At 60.1% G+C, this 18,151-nt stretch carries 16 protein-coding genes; 7 read left to right on the forward strand and 9 right to left on the reverse strand.

Going from position 1 to position 18,151, the window contains the following annotated elements:
• Positions 1-40 precede the first annotated feature (40 nt).
• From purF to purT, 4 genes are all read right to left on the reverse strand, one after another.
• Positions 41-1,546, reverse strand: a complete 1,506-nt coding sequence (purF, locus tag J3T95_RS00535) for an amidophosphoribosyltransferase (protein ID WP_267450034.1) — start codon at positions 1,544-1,546, stop codon at positions 41-43.
• Positions 1,547-1,563: 17 nt separating this feature from the next.
• The gene (locus J3T95_RS00540; protein ID WP_267450035.1) at positions 1,564-5,343 is read right to left on the reverse strand and encodes a phosphoribosylformylglycinamidine synthase; all 3,780 of its coding nucleotides are present in this window, start codon (positions 5,341-5,343) and stop codon (positions 1,564-1,566) included.
• A gap of 79 nt (positions 5,344-5,422) precedes the next feature.
• Positions 5,423-6,175, reverse strand: coding sequence for a phosphoribosylaminoimidazolesuccinocarboxamide synthase (purC, locus tag J3T95_RS00545; protein WP_220236111.1), 753 nt, complete (start codon positions 6,173-6,175; stop codon positions 5,423-5,425).
• 77 nt (positions 6,176-6,252) lie between these two features.
• Positions 6,253-7,560: a formate-dependent phosphoribosylglycinamide formyltransferase gene (gene purT / locus J3T95_RS00550; protein WP_416378718.1), complete on the reverse strand. Its 1,308-nt coding sequence runs from the start codon at positions 7,558-7,560 to the stop codon at positions 6,253-6,255.
• 114 nt (positions 7,561-7,674) lie between these two features.
• On the opposite strand from purT, the gene J3T95_RS00555 reads away from it, so the two are divergent.
• The 5 genes from J3T95_RS00555 to J3T95_RS00575 all read left to right on the forward strand — a co-directional run bounded on the left by J3T95_RS00555 (position 7,675) and on the right by J3T95_RS00575 (position 12,449).
• Positions 7,675-8,727 (forward strand): methionine ABC transporter ATP-binding protein, encoded by a 1,053-nt coding sequence (locus J3T95_RS00555; protein WP_220236109.1) that lies wholly within the window; start codon positions 7,675-7,677, stop codon positions 8,725-8,727.
• Complete coding sequence (locus J3T95_RS00560) at positions 8,724-9,404, forward strand: methionine ABC transporter permease (protein ID WP_144085182.1); 681 nt, start codon at positions 8,724-8,726, stop codon at positions 9,402-9,404. The genes J3T95_RS00555 and J3T95_RS00560 overlap by 4 nt, the downstream gene beginning before the upstream one ends.
• Positions 9,405-9,429: 25 nt before the next feature.
• Positions 9,430-10,311: a MetQ/NlpA family ABC transporter substrate-binding protein gene (locus J3T95_RS00565; protein ID WP_220236108.1), complete on the forward strand. Its 882-nt coding sequence runs from the start codon at positions 9,430-9,432 to the stop codon at positions 10,309-10,311.
• Positions 10,312-10,344: 33 nt separating this feature from the next.
• A complete protein-coding gene (locus J3T95_RS00570; protein ID WP_267450036.1) occupies positions 10,345-11,208 on the forward strand; it encodes a MetQ/NlpA family ABC transporter substrate-binding protein in 864 nt (287 codons plus the stop codon).
• A 77-nt stretch (positions 11,209-11,285) separates the two neighbouring features.
• Positions 11,286-12,449, forward strand: a complete 1,164-nt coding sequence (locus J3T95_RS00575; RefSeq protein WP_267450037.1) for a glycosyltransferase — start codon at positions 11,286-11,288, stop codon at positions 12,447-12,449.
• Here the strand turns inward: J3T95_RS00575 and J3T95_RS00580 are convergent.
• Both J3T95_RS00580 and J3T95_RS00585 read right to left on the reverse strand, forming a co-directional pair.
• Positions 12,446-13,222 (reverse strand): ABC transporter permease, encoded by a 777-nt coding sequence (locus J3T95_RS00580; RefSeq protein WP_267450038.1) that lies wholly within the window; start codon positions 13,220-13,222, stop codon positions 12,446-12,448. The genes J3T95_RS00575 and J3T95_RS00580 overlap by 4 nt on opposite strands.
• The gene (locus J3T95_RS00585; RefSeq protein ID WP_267450039.1) at positions 13,219-14,151 is read right to left on the reverse strand and encodes an ABC transporter ATP-binding protein; all 933 of its coding nucleotides are present in this window, start codon (positions 14,149-14,151) and stop codon (positions 13,219-13,221) included. The genes J3T95_RS00580 and J3T95_RS00585 overlap by 4 nt, the downstream gene beginning before the upstream one ends.
• Before the next feature lie 157 nt (positions 14,152-14,308).
• On the opposite strand from J3T95_RS00585, the gene J3T95_RS00590 reads away from it, so the two are divergent.
• Together J3T95_RS00590 and J3T95_RS00595 are read left to right on the forward strand one after the other, a co-directional pair.
• Complete coding sequence (locus tag J3T95_RS00590; RefSeq protein ID WP_267450040.1) at positions 14,309-15,001, forward strand: response regulator transcription factor; 693 nt, start codon at positions 14,309-14,311, stop codon at positions 14,999-15,001.
• A gap of 56 nt (positions 15,002-15,057) precedes the next feature.
• Complete coding sequence (locus tag J3T95_RS00595; RefSeq protein ID WP_267450041.1) at positions 15,058-15,957, forward strand: sensor histidine kinase; 900 nt, start codon at positions 15,058-15,060, stop codon at positions 15,955-15,957.
• Between the two features lie 175 nt (positions 15,958-16,132).
• Here J3T95_RS00595 and J3T95_RS00600 read toward each other — a convergent pair whose 3' ends face one another.
• From J3T95_RS00600 to J3T95_RS00610, 3 genes are all read right to left on the reverse strand, one after another.
• Complete coding sequence (locus J3T95_RS00600; RefSeq protein ID WP_267450042.1) at positions 16,133-16,264, reverse strand: hypothetical protein; 132 nt, start codon at positions 16,262-16,264, stop codon at positions 16,133-16,135.
• Between the two features lie 323 nt (positions 16,265-16,587).
• Positions 16,588-16,830, reverse strand: coding sequence for an alcohol dehydrogenase catalytic domain-containing protein (locus tag J3T95_RS00605; protein WP_267450043.1), 243 nt, complete (start codon positions 16,828-16,830; stop codon positions 16,588-16,590).
• A gap of 266 nt (positions 16,831-17,096) precedes the next feature.
• Positions 17,097-18,122 carry a threonine aldolase family protein gene (locus J3T95_RS00610; protein ID WP_267450044.1) on the reverse strand — a complete coding sequence of 342 codons (1,026 nt, stop codon included), beginning with the start codon at positions 18,120-18,122 and terminating at the stop codon, positions 17,097-17,099.
• Between the last annotated feature and the right edge of the window lie 29 nt (positions 18,123-18,151).

Genomic DNA, 18,151 nt, shown 5'->3' on the forward strand with positions numbered 1-18,151 from the left:
CCCCTTTCTCTGCTCGGTCTGTCCTGCTCTTCGCTGGTGTTCATTGGTTGGCTTCCTGCCTAGACCTTGCGGGCATGTCGAGCCCGTAGGATCCCTTGGGCGCTTCCAGCCGGGCCCGGTCCTCCTGGGTCAACGAGGCCAGGAAGCCCTGCTCGTAGTCGTCAAGCCGCGTGGGATAGTCTCCGTTGAAGTAGGCCACGCAGAGCCCCTGGTAGGGTGCATCACGCCCCAGGCCGATGGAATCCACCAGACCGTCCAGACTCAGGTAGGCCAGGGAATCGGCCTCAATGGCTTCCCTGATTTGCTCCACGGACCTCTTGGCGGCGATCAGTTCGGACGTCCGTTGGATGTCAATGCCGTAGTAGCAGGGGTAGCGCAGGGGCGGGGAGGCGATGCGCATATGCACCTCGCTCGCCCCGGCCTCCCGGAGCAGGCGGACGATTCTGCGCGAGGTTGTGCCCCGGACGATGGAATCGTCGATGACCACCACCCGCTTGCCGGCTACGACGCCGCGCACAGCGGCCAGCTTCATTCTGACGCCCTGTTCGCGCATGGTCTGGCTGGGCTGGATGAAGGTGCGTGCCACATACTGGTTCTTGATCAGCCCCATCTCGTTGGGCAGTCCGGCCGCCTCGGCATAGCCGGAGGCTGCGGACAGGGAGGAGTTGGGCACCCCGATGACCATGTCGGCGTCCACCGGGGCCTCGCGGGCCAGTCTGGCCCCCATCCTCTTGCGGGCCGAGTGGACGTTGACCCCATAAATATTGGAGTCAGGTCTGGCGAAGTAGATGAACTCCATGGAGCAGATGGACAGGCAGGTCTGATCGGTATAGCGTTCGATGCTGTAGCCCGAACCATCCACACGGACGATTTCGCCGGGGCCGATGTCCCGCACCAGCCTGGCGCCGACCAGGTCCAGGGCGCAGGTCTCGGAGGCCAGGACGTAGGCCCCTCCCGGCAGCCGGCCCAGGGAGAGGGGGCGGAAGCCGTTGGGATCCATGGCTCCGATCATGGCGTCCTCGGTCATGAGCAGGTAGGCGAAGCCGCCATGGACTTGGCGCAGAGCCTGCTTGAGCGCCGCCATGAAGTCCTTTTCGGGGCTGCGGCGGATCAGGTGCATGAGCACCTCGGTGTCGGAGTTGGAATGGAAGATGGCCCCCTGATCCTCTAGTTGCGCCTTGAGGCTGTTGCAGTTGGTCAGGTTGCCGTTGTGAGCCAGTGCTATATCCCCGTCATGGAAGCGGAAGACGAAGGGCTGGATGTTCTCGATGGATCCTGAACCAGTCGTGGCGTAGCGGACATGGCCGATGGCCTTGTCCCCGGTCAGCGGCGTCAGGCTGGACTCGTCCGGAAATATCTGAGTGAGCAGGCCCAGGCCCCGTCTTCCGATCAGGTGCCCCTGGTCGTTGGAAACGATGCCGGCACCCTCCTGGCCGCGGTGCTGCAGGGCGTGCAGGCCGAAGTAGGTCAGCCGGGCGGCATCGGGGTGTCCCCAGACCCCGAAAATCCCACACTCCTCGTGGATGCCTTCAAGCTCCAACGACATGGTCCATGTCCTTTCCCCTAGGCGGCAAAGTAGTCCACTCCCGACTGGAAGAGTGGCTGCGTGCGGTTTTCGGGCACGTTGAGATACAGGTCGGGGCCGCTGCGTTCCGTGTGGCCCATCTTGCCTAGCACCCGGCCGTCCGGACTGGTGATGGCCTCGACGGCCATGTCGGATCCATTGGGGTTGACCAGCGGATCCATGGAGGGGCGGCCCTGCTCATCTACATACTGGGCGGCCACCTGTCCTCGGTCGATCAGGGCGCGCAGGAGGCCAGGCTCGGCTACGAATCGACCTTCGCCGTGGCTGACGGGCATGGTGTGGACATCGCCCACCCGGCAGGCGCTCAGCCAGGGGGAGCGTGTGGAGCTGATCCGGGTGTGGACCAGACGGCTCTGATGACGGCCGATGGCGTTGACAGCCAGGGTGGGATCCTCAGGCGAGCCGGTGACGATTTTTCCATAGGGGACCATGCCCAGCTTGATCAGCGCCTGGAATCCGTTGCAGACGCCCAGAATCAGCCCGTCCCGGTCCTGCAAAAGCTCCTGGAGGGCATCGGCAACCTGGTTCGAGCGCAGGAAGCATGCCACCAGTTTGGCCGAACCGTCGGGTTCGTCGCCGCCGGAGAAGCCTCCGGGCAGCATCAGTATCTGGCTGTTGCGGATGGCCTGGGCCAGGCGGCGGGAGCTCTCGGCTACGTCCTCGGCGTTCAGGTTGCGGATGACCACGGTATCCACCTGGGCTCCAGCATCCCGGAAGGCCCGCGCAGAGTCGAACTCGCAGTTGGTGCCGGGGAAGACGGGCATGACCACCCTGGGTCGGGCGGTCTTGGAAGTTCCCTTGGTCCTGCGCGCTGCAGGCCTGCCGGGCTCACGGTCGTTGCGGCCGATGGTTGGCACCGGATCGCCTTGGCCGCGGTATGGGAAGATGGTTTCCAAACCTTCGGCACGGATCTCCTCAAGCTCGGACAGGTCCAGATCCTCGCTGCCGCAGCGAAGGCGATAGTCCTCGCAGGTGTGCCCTAGCAGGTGCAAATGCAGGCGGGAATTCTGAATGAACAGGGGCTCCGGACCAGAGGCCTCCAGAATGAAGCTTCCATAGGCGGGGCGGAAGAGCGCCGATAAAGCAGTGTCTGACGCCAGGTCCAGCCCGATTCTGTTGCCTAGGCACATCTCCATCAGGGACTGGGCGATGCAACCGTAGCCCGGAGTGGCTGCGGCATCCACCAGGTCCTGGCTGATCAGCGCCTCCGCCTGGTCCATGACGGTCCGCAGGCTCTCCGGATCGGGCAGCAATCCGTCCTCCTGGTAGTCGGGCGCCAAGAGATAGATCTGACGGTCCGTTGCCTTGAATTCGGGGGAGACCGCATCCTTGGCTCGTCCCAGGGCTACAGCAAAGCTGATCAGGGTGGGCGGCACATCCAGGCCCTCGAAGCTGCCGGACATGGAGTCCTTGCCGCCTATGGCACCCACGGAAAGATCCAGCTGGGCCTGGAGAGCTCCCAGGACGCCGGCTGCCGGCAGACCCCAGCGCCGGGGGTCGTCGCCGGGCTTGGGGTAGTACTCCTGCAGGCTCAGGTGGGACCGGGAACGGCTGAAGCCAGAGGCCACCAGCTTGCCCAGGCTCTCGACCACGGCCAGGTAGGCACCGGTGTAAGGGTCCTGGCTGCTGATCCAGGGGTTGAATCCCCAGGCCATGGCCGAGACGGTGGTGGTGTGCCCATCCACCGGCAGCTTGGCCACCATGGCCTGGGCCGGTGTCAGCTGTCGGGCTCCGCCGAAGGGCATGAGAACGGTGCCTGCGCCGATTGTGGAGTCGAACTGCTCGGCCAAACCCTGCTGGGAGCAGACATTGATGTCAGCAAGGAGGGACCTCATGCGCGCGTCCAGGCTGCCCTGGACCTCAAAGGGGGCATGGTAGGGAGCTGGAACCGCCACCTGGGCATCGGCCGTATGAGGGGCGCCGTTGGAGGCCAGGAAGGACCGGGGGATGTCCACGATGGTCTCTGATCGCCAGGTCATCCGCAGCCGGGGTTCCTCGGTGACTTCGGCGATGACGGTGGCCTCGAGGTCCTCCTGCCGGGCGCAGTTGATGAAGGCGGGCGCGTCTTCTGCAGCCAGGGCCACGGCCATGCGCTCCTGGCTCTCGGAAATGGCGATTTCGGTCCCGTCCAACCCCTGGTACTTGAGCGGCACCCGGTCCAGGTCCACATTCAGCCCGTCCGCCAGCTCGCCCACGGCCACGGCTACACCGCCGGCTCCAAAGTCGTTGCAGCGCTCAATCAGCCTGGCTGCCTCCGGGCGGCGGAAAAGGCGCTGGAGTTTGCGTTCCTCAGGTGCATCTCCCTTCTGCACCTCGGCTCCGCAACGTTCCAGGCTCTTTTCATTCTGGGACTTGGAAGCTCCGGTGGCGCCGCCGATCCCATCACGGCCGGTCCTGCCGCCCACCAGAATGATCAGATCACCGGGTGCGGGCCGACGACGGATCACGTGGTCGGCCGGGGTGGCGGCCACCACAGCGCCCACCTCCATCCGCTTGGCCGCATAGCCTGGGTGATAGATTTCTCGAACCTGCCCGGTGGCCAGCCCTATCTGGTTGCCATAGGAGGAGTAGCCATCGGCAGCCTGACGGACGATCCGGCTCTGAGGCAGCTTGCCCGGCAGGGTTTGATTCAGGGGCTGACGAGGATCCGCCGCCCCACTGACTCTCATGGCCTGATAGACGTAGCCTCTTCCGGACAGGGGATCACGGATGGCTCCGCCGATGCAGGTGGCGGCACCGCCGAAGGGCTCGATCTCGGTGGGATGGTTATGGGTCTCGTTTTTGAAGAGGAAGAGCCAATCTTGATCCTGGCCATCCACGTCGACCTTGGTCCGGATAGTGCAGGCGTTGACCTCTTCGGACTGGTCCACGTCGCTCAGGATGCCATGCTTCTGCAGGTACTTGGCTCCGATGGTGGCCATGTCCATCAGGCATTCAGGTCGGTTCTGACGGCCCAGCTCTCCTCGGATTATCCGATATCGTTCCAGCGTGGTCCGTACTCGTGGGTTGTCCGCCTCGATCCGCTCCAGCCTGGTATTGAAGGTGGTGTGCCGGCAGTGGTCCGACCAGTAGGTGTCTATCACCTTGAGCTCGGTCAGGGTGGGGTCGCGCTTTTCTTGGCGGTAGTGGTCCCGGCAGAAGCGGGCGTCCGGCAGATCCATGGCCAGGTCCAGCTTGTCAATCAGCGCTTCAAGTTCAGGATCATCCAGATCGCGGAACCCGTCCAATGCGGGCACTGGATCCGGATCCTCATCCGGCATGGCCAGGGTCTTGGGCTGCTCCAGACCTACCAACCGCGAGTCGACCGGGTTGACCAGGTAATTGCGGATGGCCTCGATCTGCTCGGCATTCAAATCGCCCTGGAGCAGGTAGACGGTGGCCGTGGCCACCAGGGGGCGGGCGCCCTGGCCGACCAGCTGAACACACTGGGCTGCAGAGTCGGCTCGCTGATCGAACTGACCGGGCAGGGGAGCTACGGCGAAGAGCATAGAGGAGTCCAGCGGCGGCATGTCCGCGTAGCCCTTCATGCGCAGGGCCTGCTTCAGCCGGGTGGTCACCAGATCGGTCTGGGGCTGGGCGAAGACCGTGGGCAGGCAGCGCTTGAAGAGGTCTTCGTCAATTCCCTCCAGATCGTAACGGTTGATCACGCGCAGGCCGGTCAGCCCTTGCACGCCCGGCAGGGTGCGAAGCTGCTCGGCAAGCCTCTCGGCGGCCTGGTCGAAGCCCAGTTTTTTCTCGGTATAGACACGGAAGAGCACGATGGATCCTTTCGTGATGGATTGGTTAGGGACCAATGAAAAACCCGGAGGCGATAAGCTCGCTTCCGGGTCGATCGATTCAGCCGTTCGATTGGCTTTCGCGCTCCTCCAATTCGGTCAGCCCATCCAAAATGGTTTGATAAGCAGGAATGATGCTGCCCAGGTCCCTGCGGAAGATGTCCTTGTCCAGGTGGGTGACCTGGCCGTTCTGATTATTGCCGATTGCCCAGAGCCGACAGGTGTCGGGGGTGATCTCGTCGCCGAGAAGGATGATGCCCGATTCGGTCTTGCCCATTTCGATCTTGAAATCCACCAGCTCTACGTTGATGGCGTGGAAGATGTCGGTCAGCGCCCCGTTGATCTCCCTGGTCTTTGCGGCGACGATGTCCAGGTCCTGCTCGGTAGCCAGCCCCAGGGCCAGAATGTCATCCCGGTTGATAAATGGATCATCCAGGGGATCGGACTTGTAGAAGAACTCCAGCACCGGCTGCTTCAAGGCGGTGCCTTCCGCAACCCCGTACCGCTGGGCGAAAGAGCCTGCGGCCCGGTTGCGCATGACGACCTCCAAGGGGAACATGTCCAGCCGGCGATTGAGTTGTTCGGTATCCGAGATGCTGCGTACGAAGTGGCTGGGGATGCCCCGGCGTGCCAGCAGGGAGAATATCACCGTGGTGATCCTGTTGTTCAGTCTGGCCTTGCCTTCGATATTGGCCTTCTTGGCTCCGTTCCCCGCCGTGGCCTGATCGGTGTACTCAACCCAGAGCATGTTCGGATCATCCGTTTCGTACAGTTTTTTGGCCTTGCCTTGATAGCGCATCCCCAACTTTTCCACGGTTCGCCTTCCTCGAGTTTGTTGCGAATTGGAAACATCTGCACTTCTTGGGACATGACCACCATAGCAAGCCCGAGTTACATCTCCGAGCCCACCTGAGGTTTCAGATCGCCGGCCACGGCTTCGGCCCGTTCTTGGGCAGTCTGCAGGTCAGGACCCTGGGCCAGGGCCACGCCCATGCGGCGCAGACCAAGCACTTCTGGTTTGGAGAAGATGCGCAGATCGGTGCCTGGGTGGTCCAGGGCCTGCGGCAGACCTTGGAAACTGACAGGTCCCTGGCCCCTGACCAGGATGGGTCGGCTGACCGCGTAGGCGCCCTCCTGCAGACTCAGGGCCAGATCCTCCTGATGGACGGGAATGCCCAGGATGGCCCGGGCGTGAAGGTCGAACTCGGTCAGGCGTTGGGAGATCATAGTCACCATGCCGGTGTCATGGGGGCGCGGGGCCACCTCGTTGAAGAGCAGCGAGCCATCGCGCAGAACGAAAATCTCCACTCCGTAGACCCCCCACCCGGTCTCCCCGCTTTGACATGCCAGGGAGGTCATGGCATGAACCAGCCTGGTGGCCATGCTCCGGGCCTGCTGCAAGATGTCAGGATTCAGCTCCGCCGGTTGCCAGGAGAGCCGGTAGTCGCCGTTCTCCTGCCGCTGGCCGATGGGCGTGCAGGTGGCCACGCCGGCGGAGGAAGCCACGGTCAGAACGGTCAGCTCATGCGCTAGGGGGGCCAGAGCCTCCACAATGATCTCGGCCTCGCCCTGATGCCTGATGGCTGCCCGGCCCTGGGTCAGTGCCGAATTCCAGGCTTGAGACAAACCTTCCCTGCTTCGCACCAGGGTCTGTCCGTGTCCGGAGGAGCTCATCAGAGGTTTGACCATGCAGGGGTAGCCCACCTGGTCCGCCGCCCTGGCCAGCTCTTCGAGGGAGCTGGCGAACTGATAGGGGGTAGTGGGCAGACCTACCTGCTCGTGGGCGAAGACGCGCAGGGCCCTGCGGTCCATGCACATGGCCGCCAGGGGTGCGGCAGGCACTACCTGGATGCCACGGGCTGCGGCGCCGGCCAGACGGTCAGTGGCGATGGCCTCGACTTCTGGCACGATCAGATCGGGCTTGACCATTTCGATCAGGTCCTCAAGAGCCTGGGGGTCACTCATCCTCACCTGGTAGCCGACATGGGCCACCTGGGTGGCCGGTGCGCCAGGGTAGGAGTCCGCCGCACCTACCCAGGCCCCCAGTCGCATCAGGCTCATGGCGATCTCGCGGCCGAGTTCGCCGGCCCCTAGGAGAAGGACTCGTGTGGGTCTTGGCCCCAGAGGAGAGCCGAACGACCGCTTCCCTGGATCGATAGTGTTGATAATCCGCTGCTGACCGGATGCGCGCATACTCATATTCTGTCACCGACTATCGATACATGCCTATAAACGACATCTATAGAGGCCTTCTTGTCCACTGGCCGCCGGGACGATTACCATGTCAGGCAGTCGACCAGGGAAGGCGGGAACGTGAGCGAGCGGATACCGGCGGTGCGGATGGAGCACCTGACCAAGACCTATCACAGCGACGACGACGAAGACAAGACGGCACTGGCCGACATCGATCTGACTGTCGAGACTGGAGATATTTTTGGCATCATCGGACTGAGCGGGGCTGGCAAGTCCACCCTGGTCCGCTGCATCAACGGGCTGGAGGATTATGACTCGGGCAGCGTCAAGGTCCGGGGTCGCGAGGTCAAGTATCTGGCTCCGGCCGAGCTCAGGGACTTGAGGCGTCGTACGGGCATGATCTTCCAGCACTTCAACCTGATGCCATCCAGGACGGTGGCCGATAATGTGGGCCTTCCTCTGCGGGGGAGCAGCCGCGACCGTGCATCTCGACGGGCCCGGGTGTCCGAGCTTCTGGAATTGGTAGGGCTGACTGAGCTGGCCGACCACTATCCCGCCGAACTCTCCGGTGGCCAGCAGCAGCGCGTGGCCATCGCCCGAGCACTGGCCAACGAGCCGGATATCCTGCTCAGCGATGAGGCCACCAGCGCACTGGATCCGACCACCACGCGCTCCATTCTTCAGCTGCTCCGTGATCTGCACGACCAGCTGGGCATCACCGTGGTCATGATCACCCACGAGATGTCGGTTATCCGGCAGATCTGCAACCGGGTGGCAGTCATCGATCAGGGCGTCATTGTGGAGCAGGGCCGGGTCTTCGACGTCTTTGCAGATCCCAAGGCCCAGCTGACCAAGTCTTTCGTGGCCACCACATCCAACCTGGAAAAGGTCAAGGATCTGATGGCCGCCGATTCGCCCCTGGTGGCCCTGGAGCCCGGGCAGATCCTCATGCGCATGTCCTATGTCTCCAAGGAGGTCTCCGAGGCTTTGGTCTCCACCATCAGCCGTCGCTACAACCTGGACGTCAACATCATCTTCGGCGACATCGATGTGGTGGAGGGAGCACCCCTGGGGGGTCTGGTGGTCAGGATGGGCGGCGAACCGGAAAATATCCGTCGGGCCATGGGATACCTGCGCTCGCGCAACATCGGAATCGAGGTCCTCAAATCATGACGTCCCTGCTCACCACCTGGTTCCCCAACGTCATGAGCCGATTGCCTGAGTTCTTCAGCAGCATGGTTCAGACCTTGGTCATGGTCGGCGTCTCAGGGGTGATCTCCTTCCTGCTGGCTCTGGTCATCGGGGTGGGGCTGATCATCAGCCGGCGTGATGGCATCCGTCACAACGGCCTGGTGTTCACCATTCTGGACAAGCTGATTGACCTCTTCCGCTCCATTCCCTTCATTATTCTGGCGGCCGCCCTGGTGCCGGTGACCAGAATGCTCATGGGTACGGCCATCGGGCCTAAAGGGGCAATTTTCCCGCTGGTCGTGGGCATCACGCCTTTCTTCTCCCGGCAGATCGAGTCGGCCCTGGCCGGTTTGGACCCTGGGTATGTCGAGGCGGCGGAGTCCATGGGCATGACCACCTGGCAGATCATCTGGCACGTCTACCTGCGTGAGGGCATCCCCTCTATCATCCGGGTGACCACCATTACCATCGTCAGCCTGGTGGGCGAGACTGCCACCGTGGGCATTGTGGGCGGTGGCGGGTTGGGCGACTTCGCCATCCGTCTGGGCTACCAGCGGTCCATGAACGACGTGACCATCGCCACCATCATTGTGCTGGTCATCTTCATCGCCCTGATCGAACTGTTCGGCCGGCTTCTGGCCGAGGTCGTCGAACACTGAGCAACCCGGGAAAGGTCAGATTATTGTGGTCGGTCGTAATCGCGTCGGCAAAAAGAACCGAGCCAAGGTCCAGCTGGCGGCGCTCAGCCTGGTCATCGTCCTCCTGCTGGCGCTGGTGGTCGGTACCGATGTCCGTCTGAACCAGGTGGGTGCCGATGTCAAGGTCGTCAAGGTCGGCGTCATTGGCAGTTCGGACGATCAGATTTGGAAGGCTGTCCAGGCAGAGCTGGATCGGCGGGGCGAACGCATCAGGATCGAGCTCAAGCCTTTCCAGGACGCCATCTATGTCAACCAGGCCACAGCCAACCGCGAGGTGGACTTCAACGCCGCCCAGCATTACGCCTACCTGGAGGACGATGTGAAAACCAACCACTACCAGCTGGCTGTGCTTGGCAATACCTACATCTCGCCCATGAACCTCTACTCGCAGCGCTATGCCAAGCCTTCGCAGTTCCAAGACGGCGACCGGGTGGCCATTCCCAACAACGCCACCAATATGGGCCGGGCCTTGAAGGTCCTGGCCGACGCCAAGCTGATCGGTCTGCGCGACCCCAAGGCCACCAACCCGTTGCCCGAGGACGTAGTGGACAACCCCAAGCATCTGCGCATCGAGCAGGTGGATCCGGCTGGCATCCTCAACCTGCTGCCCGACTATGCGGGCGGGGTCACCAACGCCAACTTCGTGGTCGATGCAGGTCGCAGTGTGCATGATGCCATCCACGAGGTTCCCTACGATCTCCAGAACCCGGCCAACAAGCCTTACGTCAACATTATCGTCACCACCAAGGATCAGCGGAATAACCCCACCTACGCCGCAGTGGTGCGAGCCTACCATTCCAAGCCCGTGGCCGACACCATCGTCCATGTCTACAAGGGCGCCTGCCTGCCGGCTTTCAAGGTTTCCTGATGCGATAGGTTCAACAAATGAAGGAGGACGGATATGAGCACCAGAAGAACCAGGGCCAAGCGAGAGCTGGCAGCTGTCTCGGTCGTCATCCTGGTGGTCGCCGTCCTGATGGGAGTGGCCTATGTCAGGGTCAACCAGCCCGATCGCGGCCAGCGGGAGATCAGCATCGGCCTGGTGGGCGATGCTGATGAGGAGATCTGGAAGGCCGTTCAGCACCAACTGGACCAGTGCCGGGCCGGCATAAAAATCAAGCTCCGCGCCTTTCAATATGGGCGTTACGCCAATCAGGCACTGTCCAACGGGGAGATTGACCTGAATGCCTTCCAGCACTATGCCTTTCTGGAGCAGGAGTCCAAGCAGCACGGGTACCGGTTCGCAGCCATTGGCGACACCTACATCTCACCCCTCAACCTCTACTCAAAGAAGTACCGGAGCGTTGACCAGATAGGCTATGGTGACCGTTTGGCAATACCCAGCGATCCTATCGACTTGGGCCGCTCCCTGAAGGTGCTTGCCAGCGCCGGGCTGATCGGTCTGCGAGACCCCAAGGCCACCACGCCGGTTCCCGAAGATATCGTAGACAACCCGCGCGGGCTGGTCCTGGATCAGGTCGATCCACCGGGGATCGTCAAGGTCCTGCCCGACTATGCGGCGGGAATCACCAACACCAATTTCATCCTGGATGCTGGCATGAAGATCCAGGATGCCATCTACCAGGTGCCCGGCGATCTCAAATCGCCAGCCAATCATCCCTATGTCAACATCATCGTGGCCAGACAGGCTGACAAAAATGACCCCGACTACAAGGCTCTGGTCTCCGCCTACCATAGTCGCTATGTGGCTGATGCCATCAACCGCTACTACCGTGGGGCGGCCGTCCCGGCCTTCTCCTACTAATAGTGGGTACAATCGGGTGGTCGCCCTGTCCTGGTCCGACCCAAGTCTGCAACAGTTGAACAGCGGAGGGAACGTTGATGAGGGATCATGATCGCCTGACGCTGGCCCTGGTCCTGGATTCCTTCGGCAACAGGGGCAATGGGACCTCCAACTCCGCCATCCAATACGCCCAGGGTCTGGAAGCGCTGGGGCACCAGGTCCGTCTGGTGGGGGTAGGCTCGACCGACTATCCGGCGCGGGTGCATCGAATTCCTCTAGTCTCTCATGTGGCGGCCAGACAGCAGATGAGCTTCGCTCGTGCTGATCCGGAACTGTTCCGAAGGGCCTTTGCCGGTGTGGATCTGGTCCATATTTACGAACCCTTCGCCTTCGGCCGTGCCGCCCTGGCACAGGCCAGGTCCATGGGCATACCGGTGACTGCCGGGTTTCACATTCAGCCTGAGAACATCACCTATTCAGCTGGTCCATTGCGCTACCTGCCCGGGGTGGATGCGGCCATCTACCGGCTCTTTCGATTCTGGCTCTACGATCACGTCAGGCACATCCACGTTCCTACCCAGCTGACGGCTGACCTCTTGCGCTCGCATGGGTACAAGGCCCACCTGCATGTCATATCCAACGGCTACCAGCCCAGGTTCAACCCCGGTGACCGATATGAGCGGGGCCGATACGAGCGGCAGCGACCCGACCGGCTGATCCAAGTCGTGGCCTCTGGCAGGCTGGCCCGGGAAAAGGACCATCTGACTCTGATCCGTGCTCTGGCCCTGTGCAGGAACAGACGCAGAATCAGCCTGACCATAGCTGGCACAGGTCCCATGGAGCGCCGCCTGAAGGCGGAGGCCGCCAGGCAGCTGAACGGCACGCAGGTCTCGATTGGATTCCATCACAACACGACCATGCCTGATCTGCTCAGACAGGCCGATCTACTGGTCCATCCCTCCATTGCGGACCTGGAATCGGTCAGCGTCCTAGAGGGGATGGCCTGCGGTGCAGTCCCGGTAATAGCACAATCCGACCTGAGCGCCGCCGGCCATTTCGCTCTGGTTGAGCACTCGCTCTTCCCGGTCGGCAAGGCCCAGGCACTGGCTGCGCAAGTTGACTGGTGGATAGACCATCCTGATGCACTTGCGGTCTGGTCCAGACGCTACGCCGAACATGCCAAAGAGCATTATTCCCTGGATGCTTCCGTCAGAGCCTTTGCCAAGATGGTCATGCAGGTCGCCAAGCCTGATCTGGCTTAGATCTCCTTCTTGGATATGATCAGAGCCGACCCGACGATGGCCACCAGGACCACGCCCACGGATACGCCGGCATAGATCCAAACCTGATCTGCCTTCAGAGTGGCCAGAACAATCTGTTGGCCGAACCCGACGAAGTCGAAGTATCGCAGCCATTTCCATTTCGCTGTGAACTCTATGAGGCCGATTAGCACGGGCCATATCACGATCACTACCGCTGGAATGACTATGGATTGGGTAAGGATCAACAGGACGATGCCCAGGCTGATGATGACGGAGATGCAGAAGCTGACCGATAGGGTCATGACGGCCACATCCTTGTACAAGATGCCCCAGCCGACTCCGGGCTTCCTTCCAAGGGCCAGTCCGGTCAGCAGGTTGGCGATGAAGTAGCACAGGGTCATGAGGATGATGTCAATCAGGATGGTCGCGTACTTGCCTAAGATGAATTGCATGCGCGAGATGCCCGAGGTCAATGTGTTCTTCAGGGTGTGCTGGCTGTACTCCGAACCAATGACGATAACGAAGACTGCGATATAAAAGTAGATCAGGGACGTGGCGGAGGCGACACCAGCTTGCAGGCCTGTCCTGATGGTCCAGCTCTGGCCTTGGATTTCCGAAAGTTTATGAGCGTATTCTTCCCCGCCCGTGCTGATGCCCACGGTGTTCTTGCTCCAGGTGGTCCCGATGCCGAGGGCCACAGTGGCAATCAGCAGAAGCAGCATGCCGATGGAGTGTCGCTGCCTATAAAAGTCGGCCCTGATCTGGTTAATCATTGTTGCCTCCTCGACTCTTGAGGGTCCTTATTCAGCAGATCTGCGAAATATCCCTCTAACGATCCCTTCTGCTGGCTGATTTGATTGACCAGGATGCCTTTCTGAACAAGAAGACTGTTGATGGGGCCCGGTTCCAGATTCCCTTGCCTGATCAGAATCTGATGGTCGTCAAGGACTTGAAAGGGGCCGATTCCCTGGCGATCCATGATCGTGGCGGCTTTGGAGCTCTGGTCCACGTCGATCAACAGTCCATTCTGATTGATCCGATCCAGTTCGTCCTTGTCTACCTCCTTGATCAGGCGGCCGTGGCTGATGAACCCGAACCGGGAGGAGACCAGGTAGAGTTCGCTCAGAATGTGGCTGGAGATGAGAATGGTCGTCTGGCGCTCCTTATTGAGCTTTCCCAGAAGTGTCCTGAATTCGATGATTCCTGCCGGATCCAGGCCGTTGATGGGCTCGTCCAGGATCAGGAAATCGGGCCGGGTGAGGATGGCCATGGCCAACCCAAGGCGCTGACGCTGACCAAGAGAGAGGTGAGCGGCCCGAGTCTTGGCCTTCTCGCCCAGACCAACGAAGTCGATGGCCTGGGAGATGGCCTTGTCGTCGGCCAGCCCGTGCTGGATGGCTGTCAGTTTCATGTTCTGGCTGACGGTCAGTTTTTTGAAGGCGGCCGGAGCCTCAATGATTGAGCCTATTCTGCTCAGAATGCGCCTGTTCTTGCCAATTGTGCGCCCCATCAGCCTTATGGTTCCCTTCTGCATGGGGGAGAGTCCAGTTATCAGACGCATCAGGGTGGTTTTGCCAGCACCGTTCTCGCCGATCAACCCGTAGATCTCACCCCTGTTTATGGAAAGGCTGAGATCCTCTAGTGCCTGGAAGCGGCCGAACCGTTTGCTGACATGGCTAATATCCAGAATGGTATCGTCCATGGAGTTCCTTTCTCTGTGTCGCTATTAGAGAATCTAAAATGCCTTTCTTAAGTGCTTGGCAAAGAAATCATTAAGAATTACATAAATCCGATTGGACGAGACTGGCATTGTGAGACGGCTTCAGTAACATGAGTGTGACCCGTGAAAGGAAGAAAGCATGCCGACGATTCTGGTCGTGGAGGATCAGGAGGACATCCAGTCCCTGCTCAAGGATGTGCTGGGCGAGACCTATCGGATCGTCCAGGCGACCACAGGCGCCCAGGCCTTAGCTCGCTTCCAGCAGGAGGAACCCGACCTGATCCTTCTGGATCTGATGCTCCCCGTAATCACCGGGGACAGCGTCCTCAAGGCCATTCGGCGCATGTCTTCGGTGCCGGTCATCATCCTTACGGCCATCCAGGATAAGACCAGGACCGTCAGCCTCTTGGAGCAGGGCGCCAATGATTATGTGACCAAGCCTTTCGACATCGACGAGCTTCGCGCTCGCGTCCGGGTTCAGCTGCGCCAATCCGTGGCACTGAAAGCGGATGCGGATACAGCAGGTGAATCTGACGCCAGGATTTGTTTCGAGGGGATCGAGCTGGACCGGATGGAGCACACGGTCAGCGTTGATGGGCACAGGGTCGATCTGGCTCGCAAAGAATTCGCCATCCTTGAGCTTCTGATGGACCATCCGCATCGGGTTTTCGAGAAAGAGGACCTCTTCAGGCAGGTTTGGAACCAGCCATACATCAATGCTGATAATACTCTCAATGTGCACCTGAGCACCTTGCGGACCAGCCTGAACAGATACGCCGGAAGCCAGCGCTACATCGTGTCGGTCTGGGGTATCGGCGTTCGCCTGGTCTGAATTTGGGTGGAAAGCGGGACGACGAATAAGGGGTCATCGGAGGTGAATCCGTGAAGGTGGTTGCACTTGTTCTGGGTCTTGTCGCCCTAGCATTGGCGATTAAACTGATACTGCTGATTGTCGACCTCAAACGAATCAGCAGTGATCTGGATTTCATCAACCATGCGGACTCCAATGCCTTGGTAACCACTGGGGCCAATATCGGACTCATCCGCACTCTGGCGAATAGGATCAACGTCATTCTGAACAAAAACAAGCGGCTGCAGATCACCCAGGCTGAGCAGAATAAACAGGTCCGACAGATGCTGACCAATCTGACCCATGACATCAAGACCCCTCTGACCGTGGCTAGGGGATACGCCCAACTGCTCAAAGAGGAATCGGATGACCAGGAGCAGCTGGACAAGATTCTCAACAACCTGCAGTCGGTGGATCACTATCTGCATTACCTGATGGATTTCAATCTGATTCAAGAGAAGAGCGTGAGTCTGGATTTGAGTAGGGTGAACCTGTCGGCCCTGGTTCAGCAGGAGCTCTTCAACGCCTTCGATTCTTTGACCGCACAGTCGGTCACGGTGGAGCCCAGGATCCAAGCTGGTGTGGAAATAACGACGGACCAGACCATGATGAGTCGGGTAATCCAGAATCTGATTGGCAACTGGCTCAAGTATGCGGAGGAATCAGCCTGGGTGGACCTGCACCAGGGCGAGGATGGGCGGATTCATCTGGACTTCGGCAACAAAACCAGGGACGGAGCCGTCGATGTAGACAGGCTGATGGAACGGTTCCAGACCGAGGACCAATCACGGACCAAGATCAGAAGCACAGGTCTGGGTCTGAGCATCGTTGATTCCCTGGTGGATTCGCTCGGCGGTTCAATAAGGCTGGAATCCGCCAACGGTATTTTCTCGATCCACTTGCTGTTGAGTGATGCTCCGCAATCGAACGAACTGTAAACAATGCGGGTTTGATCCCCTCGGTTGGATGCTATGGCCTGTCATGGTCCTTGTGAAAAGACCATGACAGGCCATCAAGTGCAGGCAGGCGGAAAATGGTGTCAGGACACAAATCTGACCATGCTTGAATCCGACCGACAGGCGATCAGCTTTCTCACCTACGCGCTAGGGAAGATCAGGTCTTGGTGTGCGGGACTACAACAGCCCTGGCAGAGAGCTTGTTGTCGACCAGCTTGTGGTGGGCATTGAGGGGGTTGTCCAGCGCATAGGTTTCGAGCTCAGCCTCAATCTGGCTGTTGCGATACATGTTGGCAAAGCGTGAAGAATCTGAATGGCGATCTGTGCCGGTCCGCCCAGGCCAATGACCAGAGCGTGCTTTCCGCCGCCGTTCAGATGAGGCATGGCAGCCCGGATCGTGGTAGGGGGTCAGGGCAGCGTTAGCTAGGGGGGGCCAATTAGATCCGTATTGCCCAGCGGCACCAGGTTGCGGGCCAGGACGGTCATGTATTCTGCCATGCCGCCGTCGCGACCCAGACCCAAGGCCAGGGATTTATTGGTTACGGAGCTGGAGCATTAGTTCTCTTGGCCGGCCAAGCACTCAGGGTAGTGGCCGCATCCGGATCACCCTTCTTAAAGCCCGTGACATCGGGGGACCGCCTTTTCGACCCAGCCGGTGGTCTCATGCCACAGAATAATCGGCGGTTTGGTGCGGCTCCAGGTTTCCGGCGTGCAGTCCTGGACGACGGATACATCGGAATGGCAGCAACCTGCCCCAGCAACCTTGAGCAGAACCCCGCCGCTCCCAGGGGTCGGCTCCGGCACTTCCTTGCGGGTGGGGAAGGTGTTGAATTGTTTGAAAATAATGGCTTTCATAAGCTCCCTTTCATCATTGAAGCATTTCCGTTCCTATGCTCAGGGCGGGGAGTGTGCGCATCAGCATCGTTGCAATAAAAATCCTGCTGAACGCCAGCTTTCACTCATCCCGAAAGAGTGTGATATGTCCAACAATGTGGGATTGGTCGTGTCTGCAGAGCGGATGAAAAAGTTCACGTATATATGAGTATTCCCCCCTAAGGATGACCGGCAGGGAAGGGGTGGCGGGATGGCCTTGGTTTGCTTTGGTTTAGCTTGAGCGGCTTTTACAGCAGATTGATCAGAGCCTGGGTGTCCTCGACTGTCGTCGCCCAGGAGGTGGCCAGTCGGATCACGGTGTGGGTTGCATCGCTGCGTTCCCAGAAGTCGAAGGCGACCTGCTTGGACAGCTCCTCCATGCGCTCATTGTCCAGACAGATGAAGGTTTGGTTGGTTGGGGAATCCATAACAATCTGATACCCCTTCTTGCGCAGGGCTTCTTTGATCATCGCTGCTGTCTGGATGGCGCTTCGACTGATGTGCAGGTAGAGGTCATCGGTGAAAAGAGCGTCGAACTGCACTCCTAGGAGCCTTCCCTTGGCCAGAAGGGCCCCCCTTCTTTTGATCATGGTACTAAAATGTTCGGGAGCATTCCCCCTGGGGAAGATCACCGCTTCGCCGCAGAGCGCGCCCACCTTGGTTCCTCCGATGTAGAAGACATCGCAAAGACGGGCTATGTCCGCCAGATCGACATCGGTTCCTGGAGCCACTAGTCCATATCCCAGCCTGGCCCCGTCCAGGTAGAGCGGGATCTTGTATTTCCGACAGGTCTGCGAGAGATCTTCCAGCTCCTGGCGGGTGTAGAGGGTCCCATACTCGGTGGGATGGGAGATGTAAACCATGCCGGGGAAGACCATCTGCTCATGGTTTCCGTCGGCGTAGAAGCCATCAAGGAAGGCGTTAAGATCGCCTGCGCGAATTTTGCCCTGTTTGCTGGGGATGGTGAGGACCTTGTGGCCTATGGCTTCAATGGCACCGGCCTCGTGGACGTTGACATGGCCAGTATCCGCAGCGACCACCCCCTGGTAGGACTTCAGCAGGCAGGAGGTGACGACCTGATTGGTCTGAGTCCCTCCGGCCATGAAATAAACCTGGGCCTGGGGACAGTCACAGGCTTGAGCGATCTTCTGTACGGCGGAAAAGCAGTACCGATCCTTGCCGTAGCCGGGAAGGTGCTCCATGTTGGTGTCGATTAGCCGTTGCAGGACTGCGGGGTGGGCGCCCTCGGAATAGTCGTTGACGAATGACAGCATGTGGGTCCTTCCTGTTCGACGATAATCGG

Origin of the sequence: Bifidobacterium sp. B4079, from assembly GCF_026537385.1 — a bacterium.
Taxonomy (GTDB): Bacteria; Actinomycetota; Actinomycetes; order Actinomycetales; family Bifidobacteriaceae; genus Bombiscardovia; species Bombiscardovia asteroides_I.